Annotated in this window: 19 protein-coding genes; 5 read left to right on the top strand and 14 right to left on the bottom strand. The window is 47.2% G+C overall.

Annotation, left to right across the window (positions count from 1 at the left end):
* Positions 1-102 precede the first annotated feature (102 nt).
* Positions 103-363 (top strand): 30S ribosomal protein S20, encoded by a 261-nt coding sequence (gene rpsT, locus AB0763_RS03760; protein ID WP_306101213.1) that lies wholly within the window; start codon positions 103-105, stop codon positions 361-363.
* Between the two features lie 84 nt (positions 364-447).
* On the opposite strand, the gene AB0763_RS03755 is transcribed toward rpsT, so the two are convergent.
* Both AB0763_RS03755 and nhaR read right to left on the bottom strand, forming a co-directional pair.
* Positions 448-741: a helix-turn-helix transcriptional regulator gene (locus AB0763_RS03755; protein ID WP_306101212.1), complete on the bottom strand. Its 294-nt coding sequence runs from the start codon at positions 739-741 to the stop codon at positions 448-450.
* A gap of 10 nt (positions 742-751) precedes the next feature.
* A complete protein-coding gene (gene nhaR / locus AB0763_RS03750) occupies positions 752-1669 on the bottom strand; it encodes a transcriptional activator NhaR (RefSeq protein ID WP_306101211.1) in 918 nt (305 codons plus the stop codon).
* Positions 1670-2053: 384 nt separating this feature from the next.
* On the opposite strand from nhaR, the gene AB0763_RS03745 reads away from it, so the two are divergent.
* Positions 2054-3196, top strand: a complete 1143-nt coding sequence (locus tag AB0763_RS03745; RefSeq protein WP_306101210.1) for a Na/Pi symporter — start codon at positions 2054-2056, stop codon at positions 3194-3196.
* Between the two features lie 111 nt (positions 3197-3307).
* Positions 3308-4168: a thymidylate synthase gene (locus AB0763_RS03740; protein WP_306101209.1), complete on the top strand. Its 861-nt coding sequence runs from the start codon at positions 3308-3310 to the stop codon at positions 4166-4168.
* Between the two features lie 89 nt (positions 4169-4257).
* On the opposite strand, the gene lgt is transcribed toward AB0763_RS03740, so the two are convergent.
* From lgt to rppH, 4 genes are read right to left on the bottom strand one after another with little or no spacing between them, the layout of a single operon-like run.
* On the bottom strand, positions 4258-5073 hold the full coding sequence (gene lgt, locus AB0763_RS03735) for a prolipoprotein diacylglyceryl transferase (protein ID WP_306101208.1): 816 nt from the start codon (positions 5071-5073) through the stop codon (positions 4258-4260).
* A gap of 27 nt (positions 5074-5100) precedes the next feature.
* A complete protein-coding gene (locus tag AB0763_RS03730; RefSeq protein WP_306101252.1) occupies positions 5101-5880 on the bottom strand; it encodes a sulfite exporter TauE/SafE family protein in 780 nt (259 codons plus the stop codon).
* A gap of 14 nt (positions 5881-5894) precedes the next feature.
* Positions 5895-8144 (bottom strand): phosphoenolpyruvate--protein phosphotransferase, encoded by a 2250-nt coding sequence (gene ptsP / locus AB0763_RS03725; RefSeq protein WP_306101207.1) that lies wholly within the window; start codon positions 8142-8144, stop codon positions 5895-5897.
* A 7-nt stretch (positions 8145-8151) separates the two neighbouring features.
* The gene (rppH, locus tag AB0763_RS03720; RefSeq protein WP_306101206.1) at positions 8152-8670 is read right to left on the bottom strand and encodes an RNA pyrophosphohydrolase; all 519 of its coding nucleotides are present in this window, start codon (positions 8668-8670) and stop codon (positions 8152-8154) included.
* 625 nt (positions 8671-9295) lie between these two features.
* On the opposite strand from rppH, the gene mutH reads away from it, so the two are divergent.
* Entirely contained in the window at positions 9296-9976 is a 681-nt protein-coding gene (mutH, locus tag AB0763_RS03715) for a DNA mismatch repair endonuclease MutH (protein WP_306101251.1), read from the top strand.
* A gap of 137 nt (positions 9977-10113) precedes the next feature.
* Here mutH and AB0763_RS03710 read toward each other — a convergent pair whose 3' ends face one another.
* Positions 10114-10434, bottom strand: coding sequence for a DUF6482 family protein (locus AB0763_RS03710; RefSeq protein ID WP_306101205.1), 321 nt, complete (start codon positions 10432-10434; stop codon positions 10114-10116).
* A gap of 300 nt (positions 10435-10734) precedes the next feature.
* Here AB0763_RS03710 and AB0763_RS03705 point away from each other — a divergent pair, with 300 nt between their 5' ends.
* A complete protein-coding gene (locus AB0763_RS03705) occupies positions 10735-11769 on the top strand; it encodes an NADP(H)-dependent aldo-keto reductase (protein WP_306101204.1) in 1035 nt (344 codons plus the stop codon).
* A 109-nt stretch (positions 11770-11878) separates the two neighbouring features.
* Here the strand turns inward: AB0763_RS03705 and AB0763_RS03700 are convergent, their stop codons facing one another.
* The 7 genes from AB0763_RS03700 to xerD all read right to left on the bottom strand — a co-directional run bounded on the left by AB0763_RS03700 (position 11879) and on the right by xerD (position 20522).
* The gene (locus AB0763_RS03700) at positions 11879-12136 is read right to left on the bottom strand and encodes a DUF1127 domain-containing protein (protein ID WP_306101203.1); all 258 of its coding nucleotides are present in this window, start codon (positions 12134-12136) and stop codon (positions 11879-11881) included.
* Positions 12137-12512: 376 nt separating this feature from the next.
* Positions 12513-13859, bottom strand: a complete 1347-nt coding sequence (locus AB0763_RS03695) for a sigma-54 dependent transcriptional regulator (protein WP_306101202.1) — start codon at positions 13857-13859, stop codon at positions 12513-12515.
* Between the two features lie 271 nt (positions 13860-14130).
* Complete coding sequence (gene lysS, locus AB0763_RS03690; RefSeq protein WP_306101201.1) at positions 14131-15648, bottom strand: lysine--tRNA ligase; 1518 nt, start codon at positions 15646-15648, stop codon at positions 14131-14133.
* A gap of 29 nt (positions 15649-15677) precedes the next feature.
* Positions 15678-16776, bottom strand: a protein-coding gene (gene prfB, locus AB0763_RS03685) for a peptide chain release factor 2 (protein ID WP_306101200.1) whose coding sequence is annotated in 2 segments (ribosomal slippage) — positions 15678-16700 and positions 16702-16776 — 1098 coding nt in all. Because the reading frame shifts where the segments join, the coding sequence is not laid out codon by codon here.
* 194 nt (positions 16777-16970) lie between these two features.
* Complete coding sequence (gene recJ, locus AB0763_RS03680; RefSeq protein WP_306101199.1) at positions 16971-18710, bottom strand: single-stranded-DNA-specific exonuclease RecJ; 1740 nt, start codon at positions 18708-18710, stop codon at positions 16971-16973.
* A gap of 86 nt (positions 18711-18796) precedes the next feature.
* Entirely contained in the window at positions 18797-19519 is a 723-nt protein-coding gene (locus AB0763_RS03675; RefSeq protein WP_306101250.1) for a thioredoxin fold domain-containing protein, read from the bottom strand.
* Positions 19520-19604: 85 nt separating this feature from the next.
* Entirely contained in the window at positions 19605-20522 is a 918-nt protein-coding gene (gene xerD / locus AB0763_RS03670) for a site-specific tyrosine recombinase XerD (protein WP_306101198.1), read from the bottom strand.
* Positions 20523-20568 lie beyond the last annotated feature (46 nt).

The following is a 20568-nucleotide window of genomic DNA, read 5'->3' as shown; positions in this document are numbered from 1 at the left end:
TTCGATTGGTTTTTGCACAAACCATTTGACATTTGAGAGTAAATAAGGGATATTCCCTGCCCTTAAATCGTCAACAGAACAAAGTTTTTGGGAGTTAGACCCTTGGCAAATAGTAAATCTGCTAAGAAGCGCGCTATCCAAGCTGAGAAACGTCGCCAGCACAACGCTAGCCGTCGTTCTATGATGCGCACTTACATGAAGAAAACAGTTGCTGCTATCGAAGCTGGCGACAAAGAAGCTGCAACTGCTGCATTCGCTGCAGTTACACCAATTCTTGACCGTATGGCAACTAAAGGCCTTATTCATAAGAATAAAGCTGCTCGTCATAAATCAAGCTTCGCTGCAAAAATCAAAGCACTGTAATCGTACTTTGATAGCAACGAGAAAAAAAACCGGCCTCGGCCGGTTTTTTTATTTCTGCTTTTTCTATAGTTTAACAATACATACTCACTCACAGTAGAGGGTGTGTAACAAATTCATGATTTGTTTTACCTCTTCACTGGCTAAAGAATAAAATACCGTTTGAGCTTCTTTGCGAGTGATAACAATTTGCTCTTTTCTCAACCATGCAAGGTGCTGAGATAACGCCGATTGACTTAAGTCTAAACAACCACACAACTCACCCACAGCGTATTCTCTCTCATAAAGCAAACACAGTATTTGCAATCGACGTTCATTGGCCATGGCTTTTAACGTACTGACGGCGCGCGGGGCATTGTGTTGCATCTGCACTAGATTCATTCTATTCCCTTTACACTATGATGCCATCGGTTTGATTGAGCAATTGACTAAAATCCGCGTCACAGACATTTTTTACCGCAGGGTGTTGGATCATCCGCTCAGCAAAAATAACGTAATACTCTTCTTTTAGCTCTTCAATCGTGTCAAAGCAGTACAATTGATTTCCGGTTTGCGATTGCGGGTTAAAATAACTGGCTGGCGCCAAAAACAAACAATCGCGATGGTACGCCGCGAAGGCTTTAATCAAGGCAACGTCATCAAACTCACCGAGGATTTGCGCCTGTACGCCTTGCCGGTCTAACCACTGCATCACTTTGCGTCCCATTGCCGTGCGTCTTCCCGGTAAGATCAATGGCTTCGTGGTCAACATGTCAACTAAGGATTGTGACGCTTGACTGTTGCTGTAACTAAAAAACGCCATATTCGTCTCACCCAGTTTTTTGCTGTAAAGCCCCGGGCTCTGAGTCGAATCGACGGGGCAATCCGATAAAATCATATCGAGGTTGTGCTGAGATAAGCGCTCTAATAGCATCTCGTGAGTCGACTCATAACAGCGCAAATGAATTGAATTATCGGCGGGAACCGTGGTCATTAAAATTTTACTGACCATTTGTTTTGACAATGCATCAGCCACCCCGACTTCAAACAATATGTTGGAATGTTGGCTGTAATTGACAATATCGAGCATTTCATAGCTAAGACCAAACATGCGATCGGCGTATTTATACACCAGCTGGCCGAGCTCGGTCGGCTCAACCGTTCTGCCGTTGCGTTTGGTCAACTTGCCTTCCATGCGATCTTCTAAGGACTTGATTTGACCCGTGACGGTCTGAGGTGTCAAAAACAGTGCCTCAGCCGCTTTGCTGATAGAGCCTTGTTTGCACACCATCCAAAAGTAATAAAGATGATTGTAATTAAGGTGAGACATAAAGAAAAACTAAAATAAACACGTCTTGCATGTATAGCAAACTCAGTCAGACAATTCAATTCATCGGTTTTACCGAAATAAAGATCAGAAAAAACCAGTTTATTTCGAAACCAAGGATCAATATTTGTCATATAAAGCTGGCGAGTAAAATTAATAGCGATATAAATCATAAAGATAGAAAACATCACACCAAAAAACACAAAACAATAACTTTTAACTGTCACATTAATGAAACATAAGCGACTTATTATCGCTGCACATTTGATAAATCACGATTTGTTTTTCATCCAAAACCTCGTTGTCTCGCCGTGTTGGCTGACTTCGAAACAATCGATAACACTTTGATCAAGCTAAACCTTTTACTTGATCGAATGGAGAATGATTATGCACGACCAAGCCACCATCGCGAGAAGTGACCAGCGCACTTCCAATACCCTAAAATGGATTAACTTGGTATTTATGCTTTATTTGCTTCTTGTGGCCGTTTCTATGGTCGGAAGTGGCTTTAAATTAGCCAGTGGTGAGCACGCCAAAGAGTTATTTGCTTTTGCCTCACACCCAGTTGCCGGCCTAATGATTGGTCTACTGGCAACGGCTTTAATTCAATCTTCAAGTACCGTCACCTCTATCATTGTGGGCTTGGTGGCGGGTGGCTTACCGGTTGCTACCGCCATCCCGATGATCATGGGGGCGAATATCGGAACCACAGTCACTAACACTTTGGTCAGTTTAGGGCACATTCGCAACAAAGAAGAATTCAAACGCGCTTTTGCCAGCGCCACCATTCACGACTTCTTCAATGTTCTCGCGGTGGGTATTTTCTTACCACTTGAGTTGATGTTTGGTATTTTAGAAAAACTGTCTCATTGGTTAGTTTCCCCTCTTTTGGCCACCGGTGACATGAGTATTAAAGGATTCAACTTTATCAAGCCGTTGACCAAACCGGTCGTGAATACCGCTAAAGATACCCTAGCTCCATTAGGAGATACGTTTGGCGGTGTGGCACTGATTGTGATTGGTATTGCTGCGATCTTCTTGGCCATTACCGTCATGGGTAAGCTGATGAAGAGCTTAATGGTTGGCCGTGCTCGCGAGATGCTAAAAGGCGCCATTGGTCGCGGCCCTATTCACGGTATGTTCTCAGGCACCATAGTCACGATTTTAGTACAATCTTCATCCACCACCACCAGTTTAATGGTGCCTCTGGTCGGCTCTGGGGTTTTGAAAGTACGCGATGTCTACCCGTTCACTTTAGGCGCCAACATTGGTACTTGTATTACCGCCTTGCTCGCGGCGACATCGGCAAGTGGCGAGTTTGCCGTCTTTGCTCTGCAAATTGCGTTAGTCCACTTGTGCTTTAATGTCCTTGCCACTGTGCTTATCTACGGTGTGCCATGGTTGAGAAACCTGCCACTAAAAGGGGCGGATTGGATTTCTGACTTGGCACTGAAAAACAAAGCCATTGCCGGTGGTTATTTGCTAAGCGTCTTTATTGTCATTCCTGGTTTGATTGTTGCCTTTACCTAATAAGCCCATCAGCAAAAAAATACACACCGCAAGCGGAAGCCTACTGGCTTCCGTTTTTTGTTGCTGGCATTTTTGTTACCATAGGAACAGATTAACTCCTGGGTATAGTGAATGAACAAGATAAACCGCCAATACGAAGACCTGTGCCAACGCCTACTTGATGAAGGTGTTTGGGTCGAAAATGAAAGAACCGGTAAACGCTGTTTGACCCTCATCAACGCCGATTTAGAGTACAACATGGCGAACAATGAGTTCCCTTTGGTGACCACTCGTAAAGCGTTTTGGAAAAGTGCCATCGCAGAAATGCTCGGTTACCTTCGTGGCTACGACAATGCCGCTCAATTTCGTCAACTCGGTACCAAAACCTGGGATGCCAATGCCAATTTAAACCAAGCTTGGCTCAACAATGCGTACCGCCAAGGCGAAGATGACATGGGCCGAGTCTATGGGGTACAAGGCCGACGCTGGGCCAAACCCGATGGTGGCTCGGTCGACCAGCTCAAAAAAATCATCGACAACTTAAGCCAAGGCATTGATGACCGAGGTGAAATCCTCAATTTTTATAACCCAGGTGAGTTTCACATGGGTTGTCTGCGTCCTTGTATGTACAGTCATCATTTTTCACTGCTCGGTGACACCCTTTACTTAAACAGCACTCAACGCAGCTGTGACGTACCGCTAGGCTTGGTGTTTAATCAAATCCAGGTCGCTTGGCTGTTGCAAATTACCGCTCAAATCACAGGCTTAAAAGCGGGGAAAGCATTTCACAAAATCGTCAATGCTCACATCTACGAAGATCAAGTCGAGCTGATGAAAGAACAAGTCAAACGCGAGCCTTTTGCCGCCCCTCAATTGGTTATCAATCCAAACATCCGCACTCTAGAAGACTTAGAGACCTGGGTGACGGTCGATGATTTTGACGTGGTGGGCTATCAGCATCACGACCCGATTAAATACCCTTTTGCCGTTTAAGCTTATTGTGACAAGCAATAAAAAATGGGGCCTTATCAATATCGATAAGGCCCCATTTTTAATACCACATTGTTTTCATGCCATCTTGCTTATTTGGCTATTTTCGCGTCTTTTGACACCGGTTGACGATAAGCCCAAACCATAATCACCAAACCAAGTACTATCATAGGTAACGACAAAATCTGACCCATCGAGATCACGCCTTGAAACAAACCGAGCTGCGCATCCGGTTGACGGAAAAACTCAATAAAGGTTCTAAAGCTGCCATAACCAACCAAAAATAATCCCGATACCGCACCAACCGGTCTTGGTTTGCCAATAAACACATTGAGAATAATCAGCAGTACCACGCCTTCTAAGGCAAATTCATACAATTGCGATGGGTGACGTGGTAAAGGCCCGGCATTGGGAAATACCATCGCCCATGGCACATCACTCACGCGTCCCCACAGTTCGCCGTTGATGAAATTGCCCAAACGCCCCATGCCAAGTCCAAACGGCACCAAAGGCGCAATCATATCGGCCACGGCAAAAAAGCGACGTTGATGGCGTTTGGCATACCAAAACATAGCCGTAATCACCCCGAGCAAACCGCCGTGAAACGACATGCCTCCCGTCCATACCTCAAATAAGTAGATCGGGTTGGCTAAAAACAGATCTAAGTTATAGAACATAACGTAACCGACACGACCACCGATCACAACGCCTAAAAAGCCGGCAAACAACAAGTCCGACACCTGATCACGAGTCCAACCACTACCGGGTTTATCAGCGCGGCGGTTTGCCATCCAAAGCGCAAAAGCAAAACCGATCAAATACATCAGTCCGTACCAACGAACCGCAAGTGGCCCGATAGAAAAAATAACAGGATCAAAGGCTGGTAAATGAAGATATTCCGGAGACATAAACAAGTTCTCTTAGATAAAAGGAGGTTAAAATAACATGGTTGCAGCAACACACATTAAGAAAATTGCAAAAAATCGTTTTAGATGACGTGTTGACACCTGAGTTGCCAACATCGCGCCAAATCGCGTGGTGCAAACTGAGGTGAAAGCAATAGCAAATAATGCCGGTAAATAGACATAACCTAGGCTAAATTTAGGTAAATCCTCGGCTTGCATACCGTGGAGTACAAAGCCAAACATCCCCGACAAAGCAATCGCCCCGCCGCACACCGAAGACGACCCGACCGCCTTGCGCATCTCCACCCCGTGACGACTTAAAAAAGGCACAGACAATGACCCGCCACCAATCCCCGCCAATGTCGATACCAACCCTATGACCAAACCGCAAAATGCGGTGAAAGGGGCACTGGGCATCCTACGCTCAACCTTCGCTTGAGCAAACAGCAGCATTTGCAATCCTAAACACAAAACAATCACGCCAAACACTTTCGGCAACCATTGAATTGGAACCCTTTCTGCGACAAAGGTTCCCAAAAAACCGCCCACTATTACACCTGGTAACAAACTCACAATAGCAAGTCGCTCAATATTACCGAGTTTAATGTGATTAAATGCCGAAGAACTTGAGGTTATAATGATGCAAGCCAGTGACGTAGCCAATGCCATTGGCATCGCTAACACTGGGGGTACCCCCAAAAGAGGCAATAAATACAACAGCGAGGGGACAATGATCAGACCGCCGCCAATCCCCAATAAGCCCGCCATCACTCCGACCACCGCGCCGAGCGAGATAAACACCACGGACATGGTTAACAGCACCGCTATTTTTTCCCTGCGCGAATAAAGCCGGCAAAACCTTGTTGAACAAAAAAGTGACGCATCAATTCAAGTGTTTGGTGGCCGTGATGAAAAGTCAGCGCTTGTTGAGCCAATTGCTGCCAGTCTTGACTGTTCGTTTCGCGAATCAAATATTTGATCTTAGCGATGTTAGATAAATTCATGCTGAGACTCTCAAAGCCCAAACCGAGTAAAACTAATGCACCGAAGGGGTCCCCGGCCAATTCACCACAAATACAAACGGGCAGATTGAGGCGCTGACACTCGCGTTGAATATGATCAAGGGCGCGCAGCACCGCGGGGTGTAAACTTTCAAACACATCCGCCACCTTGGCATTGTTACGATCCACCGCCAGTAAATACTGAGTTAAATCATTCGTACCAATCGAGACGAAGTCCACTTTGTCAGCGATAGACTCGAGTAGGTAGACCATAGAAGGCACTTCAATCATCACGCCAACTTGGGGGTACACCAATCCATCATACAACTCACCAACATCATTAAATGCGTGATTAATCAGACCAATCGTATCTTCTAACTCTTGTACTCCCGACACCATTGGCAACAAAATACTCAGGTTGTCGTTGCCAATACTGGCTTTTAACATCGCGCGCAATTGAATGACGAAGATGTCGGGATGATCAAGGGTAAAACGGATGCCTCGCCAGCCCAAAAAGGGGTTTTCCTCCTCGATAGGCAGGTACGGCAGCGGCTTATCGCCACCAATATCCAAGGTTCTCATGACCACATTCTGCGGTTGATAATGACTGAGAATACCTTGGTATTGTTGCATTTGTTCGTCTTCTGAAGGAAAGCGATTTTGCATGATAAAGGCGATTTCAGTTCGGTATAATCCGATGCCATCCACCCCTTTATCGATAGCAATGTTGGTATCGGCACTTAATCCGGCATTGAGTAATAGCTCCACTTTTTTGCCATCTCGACTCACTGCTGGCTTGTCGAGTACGCGATTGACGGTGGCCAATAGTTCACTTTCTTCTCGAGCTAACGAAGAATAACGATGTTTGAGTCGCTTGTTTGGTTCAACGTAAATTTCGCCAGTATACCCATCGACAATACCGAGTTTGCCATTAATGAGCTCAGGAGTGAGGTTAGCGCCGAGGATAGCCGGTACCCCTAAAGCGCGAGATAAAATCGCCGCATGGGAATTCGATGCTCCCTCTAATGCGACAACCGCGAGAAGGTTTTCTTTATCGATAGAGGCAATCAGAGAAGCTGAGAGTTCGTTCGCCACCAAGATAACCGGGTGCTCAAAGCTCAAGGTCTCTTTTTCACTGTTGAGCAAAAAGTACAATAAGCGCTGGCCAAGTTCACGCAGGTCTTGCGCTCGTTCACGCAAATAGTCATCGGTCATCGCGGCAAAGCGCGAGGAGAACTCCTCAATCACTTGCTTTAATGCCCAATCGGCTCTATCCCCTTTTTCAATGCGAGACTTAAGCGCTTTTCGCAGCATAGGATCATTGAGCAGGTGAGTAAAGAGATCAAAAATCGCCAATGTCTCTTTGTTAAGCTCAGTGTCAAAACGCTTCTTAAGGCGACGAAAATCACTCAGAGCACTCTCAACCGCAACAGCGAGACGTTCGTGCTCTTGTTCTTTGTTCACCGTTGAAGCGGGAAACACATCGTCAAAGCTCGGTTGGGTATTGTCAAACCAAAAATGCCCAATCGCCACACCTGGGGAGCCGGGGACGCCTTTGAGTAAGTGATGAGACTGACGACCAAGTTGCCACTGACCTTGGCTTTGCGCCTGAGAAATCAACACCGCAATTTGTGCCGCCAAGGTAACTAAAAAAGACTCTTCCATTTCGTCAAACAAACGGGGGGATTTTTGCTGAATGACCAGCACACCAAGCACTTGTTTGCGGTGAATAATGGGGGTCCCTAGAAAGGAGTGATACACCTCTTCGCCAAGTTGAGGAAAAAATTTAAAACTGGGGTGCTCTGAAGCACGTGCAAGGTTGACCGGCTCAGCACTGCGCTTGACCAGGCCAACCAAGCCTTCAGAGAATTTAATGTGAATACTGTCGCCGGTAAAAGTCAGACCTTGAGTCGCCATCAGTTCGAGCCGTTGCTTGGCTTCATTGGCGAAATAAATGGTGCAACACTCCGTTTGCAAAGCGAGGCTGGTTTCCTTCACCAATACCTGCAAGGCCGCGTGCACATCATCGATGCGAGAAACCTTATCAACAATCTCCCTCAGTTGACTCAACATGATCGCTTTAACCCCTTCGTTTTTTGCGTTTCCCTTTTGTTTTTCGTTCGCGAAATGGCATCGCCGCAGACGCAAATTCTTTCATTGCTCGACGATAAACATCGCGTTTAAATGACACCACTTGCCTGACAGGGTACCAATAACTTACCCAGCGCCAACCATCAAACTCAGGAGCGTTGCCTTGCTGCATATTGATATTTGCTTCATCGCATTCCAATCGCAACAAAAACCATTTCTGTTTTTGGCCAATACAAACAGGTTTTGAATCCCACCTTACGAGGCGTTTGGGTAACTTGTAACGTAGCCAATGTCGACTCGTGGCGACAATTTTAACGTCCCTTTCCGTTAAACCCACTTCTTCGTAAAGCTCGCGAAACATAGCTTGCTCAGGAGATTCTCCCTCGTCTATCCCCCCTTGGGGAAATTGCCATGAGTGCTGTCCATACCGTTTAGCCCAGAACACCTGACCATGGTTGTTACAAATTACAATACCGACATTAAGTCGATAACCATCGCCATCGATCACTGGCTAACCTCAAGTTAAATTTTAATGCTTTGATTTTTTCACAGATCCCTACCAGTAGCAAACACAGCTACGTGATATTGATAATATTTTTTTGCTCTACACGAGGATTCACTCATTTAAGGTGACAAGTTATCAACAGAAATTGTGACCGGTCGCGCATTTTATTCACCTTTTCTGTGTATAACTTTGTGAAGAATTCACTAAGAACAATCAATTTTAAGTAAAGAACACCAGAACCCAGGTAAAAACCAACTGAAGACAAAAATATAATCAATTGATTTTAAATGAAAAAATAAAGATAACCACAAGAAAAACGCCACAGAACACATCGGTGAAAAAGCCACCAAATACAGATCGGTTAAAGATCAACCACTCTTAGGGTTATCCACATTACGACCATTAAATTTCAGATTATCGGCCAAAGATCAAGTCGATAATCATCACTAAAGACTGTTTTTTTAACCATTAAAACAAAGCGCATATTGTGGGGCTTTTTCAAGGCCACCCAACTGAGTTATGGTATGATAAATAGGTCAACGACACAGAACGACCACCGTGTGCTAAACTACCGGACGGCGTCTTTATTAAGTACACTACCTCCTCTTTCTATCGATCATCAATGAGTATGAACAGCGAACCTCAATCAGAACACGAGTTAATCCAACGCGCTCTGGCCATGGCCGGTCAAAGCTTAGCCGAACTGGCCCAACAAGCCGATATCCCCATTCCAAATAACCTCAATCGAGACAAAGGTTGGGTTGGTCAACTCATCGAGTACCACCTTGGCGCCGCCTCTGGTAGTAAACCTCAACAAGACTTTGTGCATTTAGGCATTGAATTAAAAACCATTCCAATTAGCCACCAAGGCCTACCTTTGGAGACGACTTTCGTCTGCGTCGCGCCACTGACGGGAATACAGGGCGTTCAATGGGAAAATAGCCACGTTAGACACAAATTATCACGTGTTTTGTGGGTACCGGTGGAAGGAGAGCGAGAAATCCCTTTAGCGGATCGCCGCGTTGGCGCACCGCTGATCTGGTCACCAAGCCCAGAAGAGGAACAACAACTCAAACAAGATTGGGAAGAACTAATGGAATTGATCGCCTTAGGCCAGTATCAACACATCAGTGCCAAGCACGGCCAAGTGTTGCAAATTCGACCTAAAGCCGCCAACAGTAAAGCCTTAACCCAAGCGTATAATCAAGACGGTAAACCGATTAAAACCCTGCCCCGCGGCTTTTATCTGCGCACCCAATTCACGGCGCAAATCCTGCAGCGCCACTTTATCCACTTAGCGAGGCAATGATGCCGGTCTCACTGCATCGCCGTTTATCCGCCCCCCTGACAACGCTTTGGTTGAACAAGCGGCTAGCAAAACGCGACTATGAATAAAACGTTTCACCATTGCCACGCACACGCCAACCAGTGCGCGTTTGCGGAAAATTAATGCGCCGGTGCCACCGCCATTTCAATATCGCAAAACGACTCGGCGAGCGTCTCATTGCCACAACATTCATCATAAGTATTGTGCAGTCGCAAAAAGGCTTTATCGACACCAAGGCGCAATAACTCTTCTCTTACCCCTTCGAGCGAAACATAGTGAATGGGTTTGTCCCCTTGGCGTACTGGCTCGAGATGATGCTTAAATTCGACCGCCAACAAATAATGAGGTAACCCCGAACACCCGATAACAAACACCTTGGGAGCATGGTGATGATGCTTATTGTACGCCTGAACCCACTGCTCAAATTGCTGCATTTCCATTTTTCATCCTCCGCCACACGCGTTTATACCAATCCGATTTAGCCTGTGGTCAATGATAGCGCAGGAAAAAAGCGTAAGAACAAGGCAAGAAGAGACGGTACATCGTTATGCTACCCGTGATTTTCTTACGATGTTATCGGGCTTTTAAACCGGTGAGGGCGACCCGCTATTAAGTGAGATTGGTATTATTATCATTTTAGTCAATGATGGCCATTTTTCGAGATCGATAACAGATTTTTCTTTACGCTCATCACTCGCTTTCCCTATAGTGGAGAAGATAACCATCAAAAAGGACTGGAGATGCTTTATACAAAACTCCCTCACTCAAGCCTAGAAATCAGTAAAATTGGCCTAGGCACTATGACATTTGGCGAACAAAACAGTCAAAGTGAAGCATTTTTACAAATGGATATGGCTTTGGATCACGGCGTCAATTTTTTTGATACCGCAGAAATGTACCCCGTCCCTCCCAAACCAGAGACGCAAGGCCAAACAGAGCGCTATATCGGCAACTGGCTTAAGCAATCGGGGAAAAGAGAAAAAATCGTTTTGGCGACTAAAGTGGCTGGACCGAGGACAGGTATCAACATTCGCGAATCGATGAATTTAAATCGTCGCAATATTCACCTCGCCATCGACTCGAGTTTGCAACGCTTACAAACCGACTACGTCGATTTGTATCAAATCCATTGGCCGCAGCGCAAAACCAATTTTTTTGGCCAATTAAACTACCCAGAGCACGACGAACAAGAAGAAGTCACCTTAATCGAAACCCTTGAGGCGCTGACAGAACTCGTCAACGCGGGCAAGGTTCGCTACCTTGGTGTCTCGAATGAAACGCCTTGGGGTGTGATGAGTTTGCTGCGCCTAGCAGAAAAACACGATCTTCCTCGTATTGTCTCGATTCAAAATCCTTACAACTTGTTAAATCGCAGCTTTGAAGTGGGCCTCTCGGAAATCAGCCACTATGAAGGGGTACAACTATTGGCCTACTCCCCTTTGGCCTTTGGTTGTTTAAGCGGTAAATACCTCAATGGCCAACGGCCTGAAAACGCTCGTTGTACCTTGTTTGAGCGCTTCCAACGCTACTTTACACCACAGGGGATTAAAGCCACCCAAGCGTACGTAGAATTGGCTCGAGATCACGGTATGGATCCCGTTGATATGGCATTGGCTTTCGTCAATCAAAGACCGTTTGTCGCTTCCAATATCATCGGGGCGACAACCTTGCCTCAACTCAAGCAAAACATTGATAGTATTGATGTCACTTTGAGCGATTCTATTTTAGAAGGCATTTTGGCCATCAGTACCGAGTTTTCGAATCCATGCCCTTAGAAGAGAAAGACCCAGCGCAACCGTCTTGACCGTTGCGCTTGGGCTTTGATGCAAAAGAGCGCTCGCATTAGGCCAATCACAACCGTCAAAAGTCGTGATTGGCCTTTCGCTAACTCACCGTTCTCATCCGCCACCTCACGATGCGAGTCAAATGAGCCAGTCGGCGCTGAGTGGCTTGCTCAATTGGCATTTCTTGCCCCAATGGCCTTCCTTGTGGATCAAGACCAATGTCTCTCAACAAATGCGCATTGTGCCAAGGTACATGATAGCTGCGACGGCGAAGGTTACGCCGCCATTGGCGATCTTGACGGTGCAAATCTTGTTGGATTAGCCATGTCGCTAACGAAATGTAAATAGATGGACGCATGTTATTTATCTCCGATTTAGGAGCAGAAATAACAGTGCCAATAAGACGAGATCAGACTGCTATTTCCGCAGCCTGATAAGTAGGCACGGATTAATTATTCATAGGTCGCAACACGGCGCGATGGCACATAACCAAGTACGAACCGGAGCCGCTACAAAGTAGCAAACAGGACAGATAAAAACGCGCTAATAAACCAGTTTTCATATGCCCCTCCTGAGAATAATAATCCACACAGTCATTACCCTAATGACTGACTAAATCATAACCAACAATGACAACAAAATACACAAAAATAGACACTTAGTTGAATATAAAGGTAATTACTCTGTCATTGAATAGTAAATCATGACGATTGACTATTTCACTCCTAGATGATTTAAAAATACGGAGATGATTCACTGCCTGAATCGGGTAATAAGTTGTATTTATTGAGTAAACGATACATGGTGGCACGAGAAATTTTGAGCTCTTTCGCCACCAACATCACTTGTCCATCATGATTTTCCAACGCTCGCTTTAACGCCTCGCACTCGCTTTTTTCGCGAATGGCTTTGAGGGTTGAACTTTGTTGTGGCTGTTGATTAAAATCAAAGTGCTCAAGCCCAATCACATCGCCATCACAGATCAAAAGCGCCCGCTTAATTTTATTGATCAACTCCCTAACATTACCGGGCCACGCATAGTTTTGCAGCAGTATTTCCACTTGCGGATCGAGAACGCGCTTTGGCAACCGATACTCCTGACAAAAACGGGTAATGTAATCATCCACCAAGGGCAAAATATCCGCTTGCCGTTCGCGTAAGTTCGGTACGGTAATGGGCAAGATACTTACATAATCGTACAAAGCGCGCAGCAGTCCCCGCTCGGCCATGGCTTTGTCGACCGCGGAGCTACTGGCGACTAAAATGCGCACATCAATAGACTTTAAGCCCACCGAGCTGTGTACTTGTCCGTCTTGTAAGACGTGCAGCAAGTTTTGTTGTTGTTCAAGCGACATCGACATAAAGTCGTAAAATAGCACCGTACCGCCATGGCTTTTCTCTAACACCGAAAGCGTATCGTGTTCAATGCCAATACCAAAGACTTGAGTTTCTAACGAGTAATCGCTTAAAGCGGCACAACGCACCACAGAAAATGGCTTGTGAGCCCGCGAAGACGACTCGTGAATGGCCCGTGCTAATCGCTCTTTTCCCACCCCAACATCGCCGTGAATAAAGACACTCACGTCACTGTAAGACCAACGTTTGATCATTTGTCGCAAGTGAGTGATCGCCGACGATTGCCCGGTAAATTGAGTAACCCCAATACTTTGCGACTGCCAGACGCGTTGCTCTAGCCGCACCATGCCCAATTGATGGCCTAAGGTGGCTAATAATTGATGATGAGAAGGAATAGGCACGACAAAAAAGTCGATGCAAAAGTGCACGATAAACTGGTTAATGGAAGGCATATCCATTTGCTGATCGCGGATCAATGCCATCCAACGCACGTATTGGTACGCATTGACTAGGTGAGCGACGCCATTGAGACTAAACGTGTCACGGCTGAGATCAACCACCGCAATACAAGGGCCAATGTCTTGGATTAAACTGTGTGCGGTGCGCAAATCCGAACACAAATGACAGGTCCAGCCTAAGGATTGAAGTTGCTCAAACCACTCAGGGGCTTTAGCGCCCACCACCACCAAGATTTTGATCGAGGCCGCCTCGCGAAGTTTTTTCATCGTCCCCCACTTAAGCCGAGGTTGGCCAACGTTAACCCACGGGTTAAAGCAAGCGTTTTCCCTTTATTGGCTAGCTATTGATGTGAAGCGTGACGGTTTTTAAAAGGCTCGCCACCGAACGCATCATGTCATTGAGATGATGAATAAAGAATAGTCTAAAAGTTGAACAATGTGAATGTTTTAGCGTATGCAATTCGTTAAAATTATTCCACAAACAAAAAAAACCACCTCGCAAAGAGGTGGTTTTCTCATCGTCATGGCATCAAACCGTTTAGCCTTGCGGGCGCATGGCTGGGAACAAAATGACATCGCGAATGGTGTGCGTGTTGGTAAACAACATCGCTAGGCGATCGATACCGATGCCCTGGCCTGCCGTGGGTGGCAAGCCGTGCTCAAGCGCAGTGATGTAATCGGCATCATAGTACATTGCCTCATCGTCACCAGCGTCTTTCGCATCTACTTGCGCTTTAAAGCGCGCATCTTGATCTTCAGCATCATTGAGCTCAGAGAAGCCATTCGCCACCTCGCGTCCTCCGATAAAGAACTCGAAGCGATCGGTAAAGAATGGGTTGTCATCACTGCGGCGAGCCAGTGGTGAAATGTCCGCAGGGTAACCGGTGATAAAGGTCGGCTGAATCAGTTTAGGCTCTGCCGTTTCACCAAAGATCTCTTCGAGCAGCTGACCACAAGTCCAGAAGCTTTCCACCTCGATGTGCAACGATTTAGCAATTGCGACCATACGCTCACGGTCTTGCAAATCTTGCTCAGTCAGGGCTTGAATATCTTGATGCTCTGGGTTGTAGTGTTTAATCGCTTCAAACATACTCATGCGAGCGTAAGTACCGCCAAACTCAACCACTTCGTCACCGTAAGGCAATGAGGTCGAGCCCAATACCGATAGCGCAACGCTGCTGAGCATCTCTTCAGTCAAATCCATCAAATCTTTGTAATCGGCGTACGCTTGATAGAATTCCATCATGGTAAATTCTGGATTGTGACGCGGTGATAAGCCTTCGTTGCGGAAGTTGCGGTTAATTTCGAACACGCGATCAAACCCGCCAACAACCAAGCGCTTGAGGTAAAGCTCTGGCGCGACGCGCAAGTACATGTCGATATCCAACGCATTGTGATGCGTGATGAAAGGACGAGCGGTTGCACCGCCTGGAATCACGTGCATCATCGGCGTTTCGACTTCTAAGTAGTTTTTGCTCATCATAAATTGACGAATGGCAGAGACCAGCTTAGAGCGAATGATAAAGGCGTGGCGCGAGTCTTCGTTGACGATCAAATCGACGTAACGCTGACGGTAGCGCATTTCTTGGTCGGTAAGGCCGTGAAATTTTTCAGGCAATGGGCGCAGCGCTTTGGTCAATAACTCGTACTCTTCCATATTGACATACAGATCGCCTTTGCCCGACTTATGCAGTGCGCCTTTAACACCAATAATGTCACCGATATCAAGGCCTTGATATTTTTCTTTCAGCTCTTTTTGCACCGGTTTAGCGGCGTACGCCTGAATGCGGCCAGAGGTTTCTTGCAATACCAAAAATGGGCCGCGCTTGGCCATCACTCGGCCTGCGACCGCAACCACATGATTTAAGCTTTCGAGCTCTTCTTTACTTTTGTCACCAAACTCAGCTTGCAGATCGCCTGCTAAGCTGTCACGACGAAAGTCATTAGGGTGGCCATTAGCACTGCAGTTTTGACGAATCGCGTCGAGTTTGGCGCGGCGTTCGGCAATCAGTTTGTTTTCTTCTTGTATGTGATCGTTTTGCACATCATCAGTCATAATCGATGTATCCTGTCATTCAGTAAGGCTTAAAGCCCTGATTTTAAGCTTGCTTCGATAAATTTATCTAAATCGCCGTCTAAAACTGCTTGGGTATTGCGGTTTTCTACCCCGGTTCGCAAATCTTTAATACGAGAGTCATCAAGCACGTAAGAGCGGATTTGACTGCCCCAACCAATGTCGGATTTCGCGTCTTCGTTGGCTTGCTTTTCGGCATTTTGCTTTTGTAACTCCAACTCAAACAACTTAGCGCGCAGCTGTTTCATCGCTTGGTCTTTGTTTTTGTGTTGCGAGCGATCGTTTTGACATTGAACCACAGTGTTGGTCGGAATGTGAGTAATACGAACCGCCGATTCTGTGGTATTAACGTGCTGACCACCGGCGCCCGACGCGCGATACACATCGATTCTCAAGTCGGCAGGGTTGACATCAATGGCAATGTTTTCATCCACTTCAGGGTAGACAAACGCAGAGGCAAAAGACGTATGACGACGACCACCGGAATCGAAGGGCGATTTTCGCACTAAGCGGTGTACACCGGTTTCCGTTCTCAACCAGCCGTAAGCGTACTCGCCAACGATGCGTACCGTGGCCGATTTAAGACCGGCGACATCGCCTTCAGACACTTCGATAACTTCGGCCTTAAAGCCTTTGGCCTCAGCCCAGCGCAAGTACATGCGCAGCATCATGGAGGTCCAATCTTGTGCCTCTGTGCCCCCAGAGCCTGCCTGTAAGTCAATATAACAATCTGAGCTGTCGTGATCGCCGGCAAACATGCGGCGAAACTCCAACAACTCAAGCTTGCTTTCAAGCTCGGCTAACTCGGGCTCAATTTCATCAAACGTTTCTTGATCTTCGGCTTCAACCGCCAACTCAAGCAAGCCGTCAACATCGTCAACACCTTGGACAAGGGCATCGATGGTTTCAACCACGGCTTCAAGGCTCGCGCGCTCTTTGCCTAATGCTTGTGCACGCTCAGGCTCATTCCAAACATCGGGTTGTTCTAATTCAGCATTGACTTCTTCTAGACGCTCTTTTTTGGCGTCATAGTCAAAGATACCCCCTCAGGATATTGGTCCGTTCAGACACATCCTGGAGGCGATTTTTTATAGGATTGATTTCAAACATGGTGCTCTACATTTTCGCATAGAATTTAACCGGAGAATTCTACTGAAAAATGTGACAGAGATACAGGAATTTTTTGGACTAACTCACTTGGCTCAAGCGCCATCGCCCCCTTAAGCCGAGGCGATAAACCAAACAAATCCGTCAACGCCCCCGGTTTGTTCGCCACCGATGGCTCAGCGCTTGTCGCCTGTGCCTCAAAGCGCTTCGATATGCTCAACCATCAACTGCAAAGACTGGTTACCGCGAAACTCATTGATATCGAGTCGGTAAGCCAATCGCACCTGATCCACCACCGGATCTGGCCAGCGGCGCACGTCGACGTTAAAGGCAATGGCATCGACCATCACTTGACTGCGATGCCCCTTAAACATAGGCTCTAGCATGAGCTTTAAGTGTTTTTCCGCCACTAACTTTTGGTTGAGAATTTTAAAGTGGCCATCAAAAATCGGCTCGGGGAAGGCTTGCCCCCAAGGACCGGCATTGCGCAGCATTTCTGCGGTGGCCAAGTTAAATTGTTCGGGTAATAACTCGCCATCAGAAAGAATGACGCCTTTCAATGCACTGGCATCAATGCGCTCTCTGACCACCTCATCAAACAAACCGCGAAAGACCTCTAATTGGTCGGCCTTTAACGTCAACCCCGCGGCCATAGCGTGCCCGCCAAATTTGACAATCATGCCTGGGCGCTTTTTGTCGATAAGATCCAACGCATCTCGCATATGAAAGCCCGCAATGGAACGACAAGACCCCTTGATAAGCCCCTCGCCCCCGTCGGCAAAGGCGATCACCGGGCGATGAAATTGTTCCTTGATCCGCGACGCTAAAATACCGATGACCCCCTGATGCCAATCGCGCTGAAACAGCACTAGGCCAAAAGGCAAATCTTGTGAATGCCCCAGTGACAGTCGCTCACAAAACGCCATCGCCTCTTGCTTCATCCCCGATTCGATTTCTTTACGCGTTTGATTGAGGCCATCGAGTTCGTTGGCCATGCGGCGCGCAGCGTGAATATTATTACTCATCAACAATTCGACGCCAAAGGACATGTCATCTAACCGTCCAGCCGCATTTAACCTAGGCCCAAGGGCAAAGCCAAAATCGGCCGCTACCAGTCGCGAAGCATCGCGCTTTGCCACTTCGATCAGTGCTTGTATACCAGGGCGAGCTAACCCCGCTCTGATGCGTTGTAAGCCCTGGTGAACTAAAATTCGGTTGTTGCCATCGAGCGGCACCACATCGGCCACGGTGCCCAGTGCCACTAAATCAATCAGCCCCATCAATTTGGGCTCTTGCCGACCTTGCTGTTGAAACCAACCACTACGGCGCATGTGGACGCAAAGCGCCATCATCAAATAAAAGGTGACGCCCACACCTGCCAATGCCTTAGAAGGAAAAGAACAGGTCGGCAAATTAGGATTGACGATCGCATCGGCATCGGGCAATGACTCACCGGGTAAATGGTGATCGGTCACCACCACCTCAAGGCCCAATTGCTTGGCGTGGGCAACACCGCTGATCGACGACACCCCGTTATCCACCGTCATGATCACATCAACGCCCATCGCCACCGCTTGATCCACAACGTCAGGGCTCAAGCCATAGCCGTCCTCAAAGCGATTGGGCACCAGGTAATCAACCGATTGGCAACCTAACATTTTGAGCCCAAGTACCGCTAAAGCTGAACTGGTGGCCCCATCGGCATCAAAATCACCCACCACAACGATGCGCTTGTGCTCGCGTATCGCATCAAACAGCGCCTCAACCGCCGCTTCAATACCCTGCAATTGCACAAAGGGGTGAAGCCCTTTAATCGAGGTTTGCAGTTGTTCGGCGTTTTCTATACCTCGACTGAGGTAAATGCGTTTTAAAAGGGCGGGAATATCGTCGGGTAATGCGCTCAGTTCAACCTGAGCGCGTCTTTGAATTTCAATCATATCAACTTCAGTGTTTTTTCAGCCAAACAGCGCAAGTCAAAAGCGTAGCGCTGCCCAATCGCGATTGGGCGTATCGAGCTGAGTGATTATAAGGCTTGTTGTAAGCGCTGTAGCAATGCGCTCGCTGGCAGATAACCGCCAACCATTTCACCGTTGGGCATAAAAATGGCCGGCGTTCCTGATATCTCCAACTCACGCCCTAAGTCATACTGGGCTTTGACTTCAGCGCGGCACTGATCGAGATTGCCTTCAGCGGTCGGGATAATTCGCGAGTTTTTCGCGGCGCTCAAGGCCGATTTTGGATCTTCAGCACACCATACCTTGGCCATATTATCAGCCACACTGCCGCCAAGCCCCTGTCGCGGGAAAGCCAAATAACGCACGGTAATGCCCAATTGGTTGTACTGTTCCATTTGCGAGTGTAAGCGCATACAGTAACCGCATGTGATATCGGTAAATACCGTGACAACGTATTTTTCATCGTCGGCTTGATACTCAATCGTTTGATCTTTCATCGCTGCCAACTTCTTGGCATTGATGGGCGCTTGGCGTTTGGCCATCACATCAATGTATTGCCCGTTGTCATCGAGGGTGTACAAGGTGCCGGCAATGAAGTGATCCCCTTTGAGGTTCGAATACAACACGCCGCTTGGGGTTTCGATTTCAAGTAAACCGTCGATATCGGCAGGGCGAATCGACTGCACCTCTAACCCCATATTGGCAAAGCGGGCACTGAGCGCAGCCTGATCAAACGACGGGCTTTGCTCTGCCAACGCCGGCCCACTGAGCCAACACAAGCCACAGATCATCAAAGTTTGCTTAACCCTCGCCAACGCGCTCATCACGTCCGTGTTACTACCAATCCATTTTACCATTCCTGTCACCTTTATTGGGTTACGCACGGGGGTGATGTTCACCATGCAGTTGTTTCAATCGTTCCGTTGCCACATGAGTATAAATTTGTGTGGTGGATAAGTCACTATGTCCTAATAACATCTGTACCACTCTGAGATCGGCGCCGTAGTTTAATAAATGAGTCGCAAAAGCATGGCGTAAAACGTGTGGCGACAATAAATCGGTATCAATACCGGCAATCACCGCGTAGTGATTCAATCGATGCCAAAAAGTTTGTCGCGTCATTTGCCGAGCTCGCTTACTCGGAAAAACCACATCCGAACTTTTTTCACCTAACAAGGACTGGCGACCAGTCTGAATAAAGCGCTCTAACCATTCTACCGCACTCTCTCCCATGGGCACCAATCGCTCTTTGCCGCCTTTACCCGTGACCCTAACCACACCTTGACGCAAGCTGACGTTTTCCATTGTCAGCCCCACCAGCTCAGACACCCGTAACCCGGTGGCGTACAACAGCTCCAACATGGCTTTATCGCGCAGTTCGATCGGCTCCTGGGGATTGGGGGCATTGAGTAGATCGTCCACTTGTTGCTCACTGATGTCCTTGGGCAATCGCTTGGGTAGCTTGGGACTAATTAACAAGGCACTGGGATCATCAGCGCGGTATTTCTCGCGGTGCAGATACTGAAACAAACGACGAATCGCCGACAGCATTCTAGCGCGCGAGGTTTGCTTGTAATCTTGGTCGCTAAGGTGTGTCTGGTAATCTTGCAGGCCAGATTGACTGATAAAGTTAAGTCTGAGATTGCGCGCGGCCATCCAGTTCATCAATTTGAGTAAATCGTTGCGATACGACGCTAAGGTATTATCCGATAATCCCCTTTCCATCCACATTGCATCTAAAAATTGCTCCACGACTTCCCAGTCAGGAGGCAGTGCCACCGCGTCAGAAGACATACTTTACCTGTTGATTGATATATACATTAAGGCTAATAGCTCTAAT

The sequence above is a fragment of the Vibrio sp. HB236076 genome (genome assembly GCF_040957575.1).
GTDB lineage: Bacteria > Pseudomonadota > Gammaproteobacteria > Enterobacterales > Vibrionaceae > Vibrio.
Note: the sequence above shows the minus strand (reverse complement) of the source record. Positions and strands in the feature narration are given on the sequence as shown.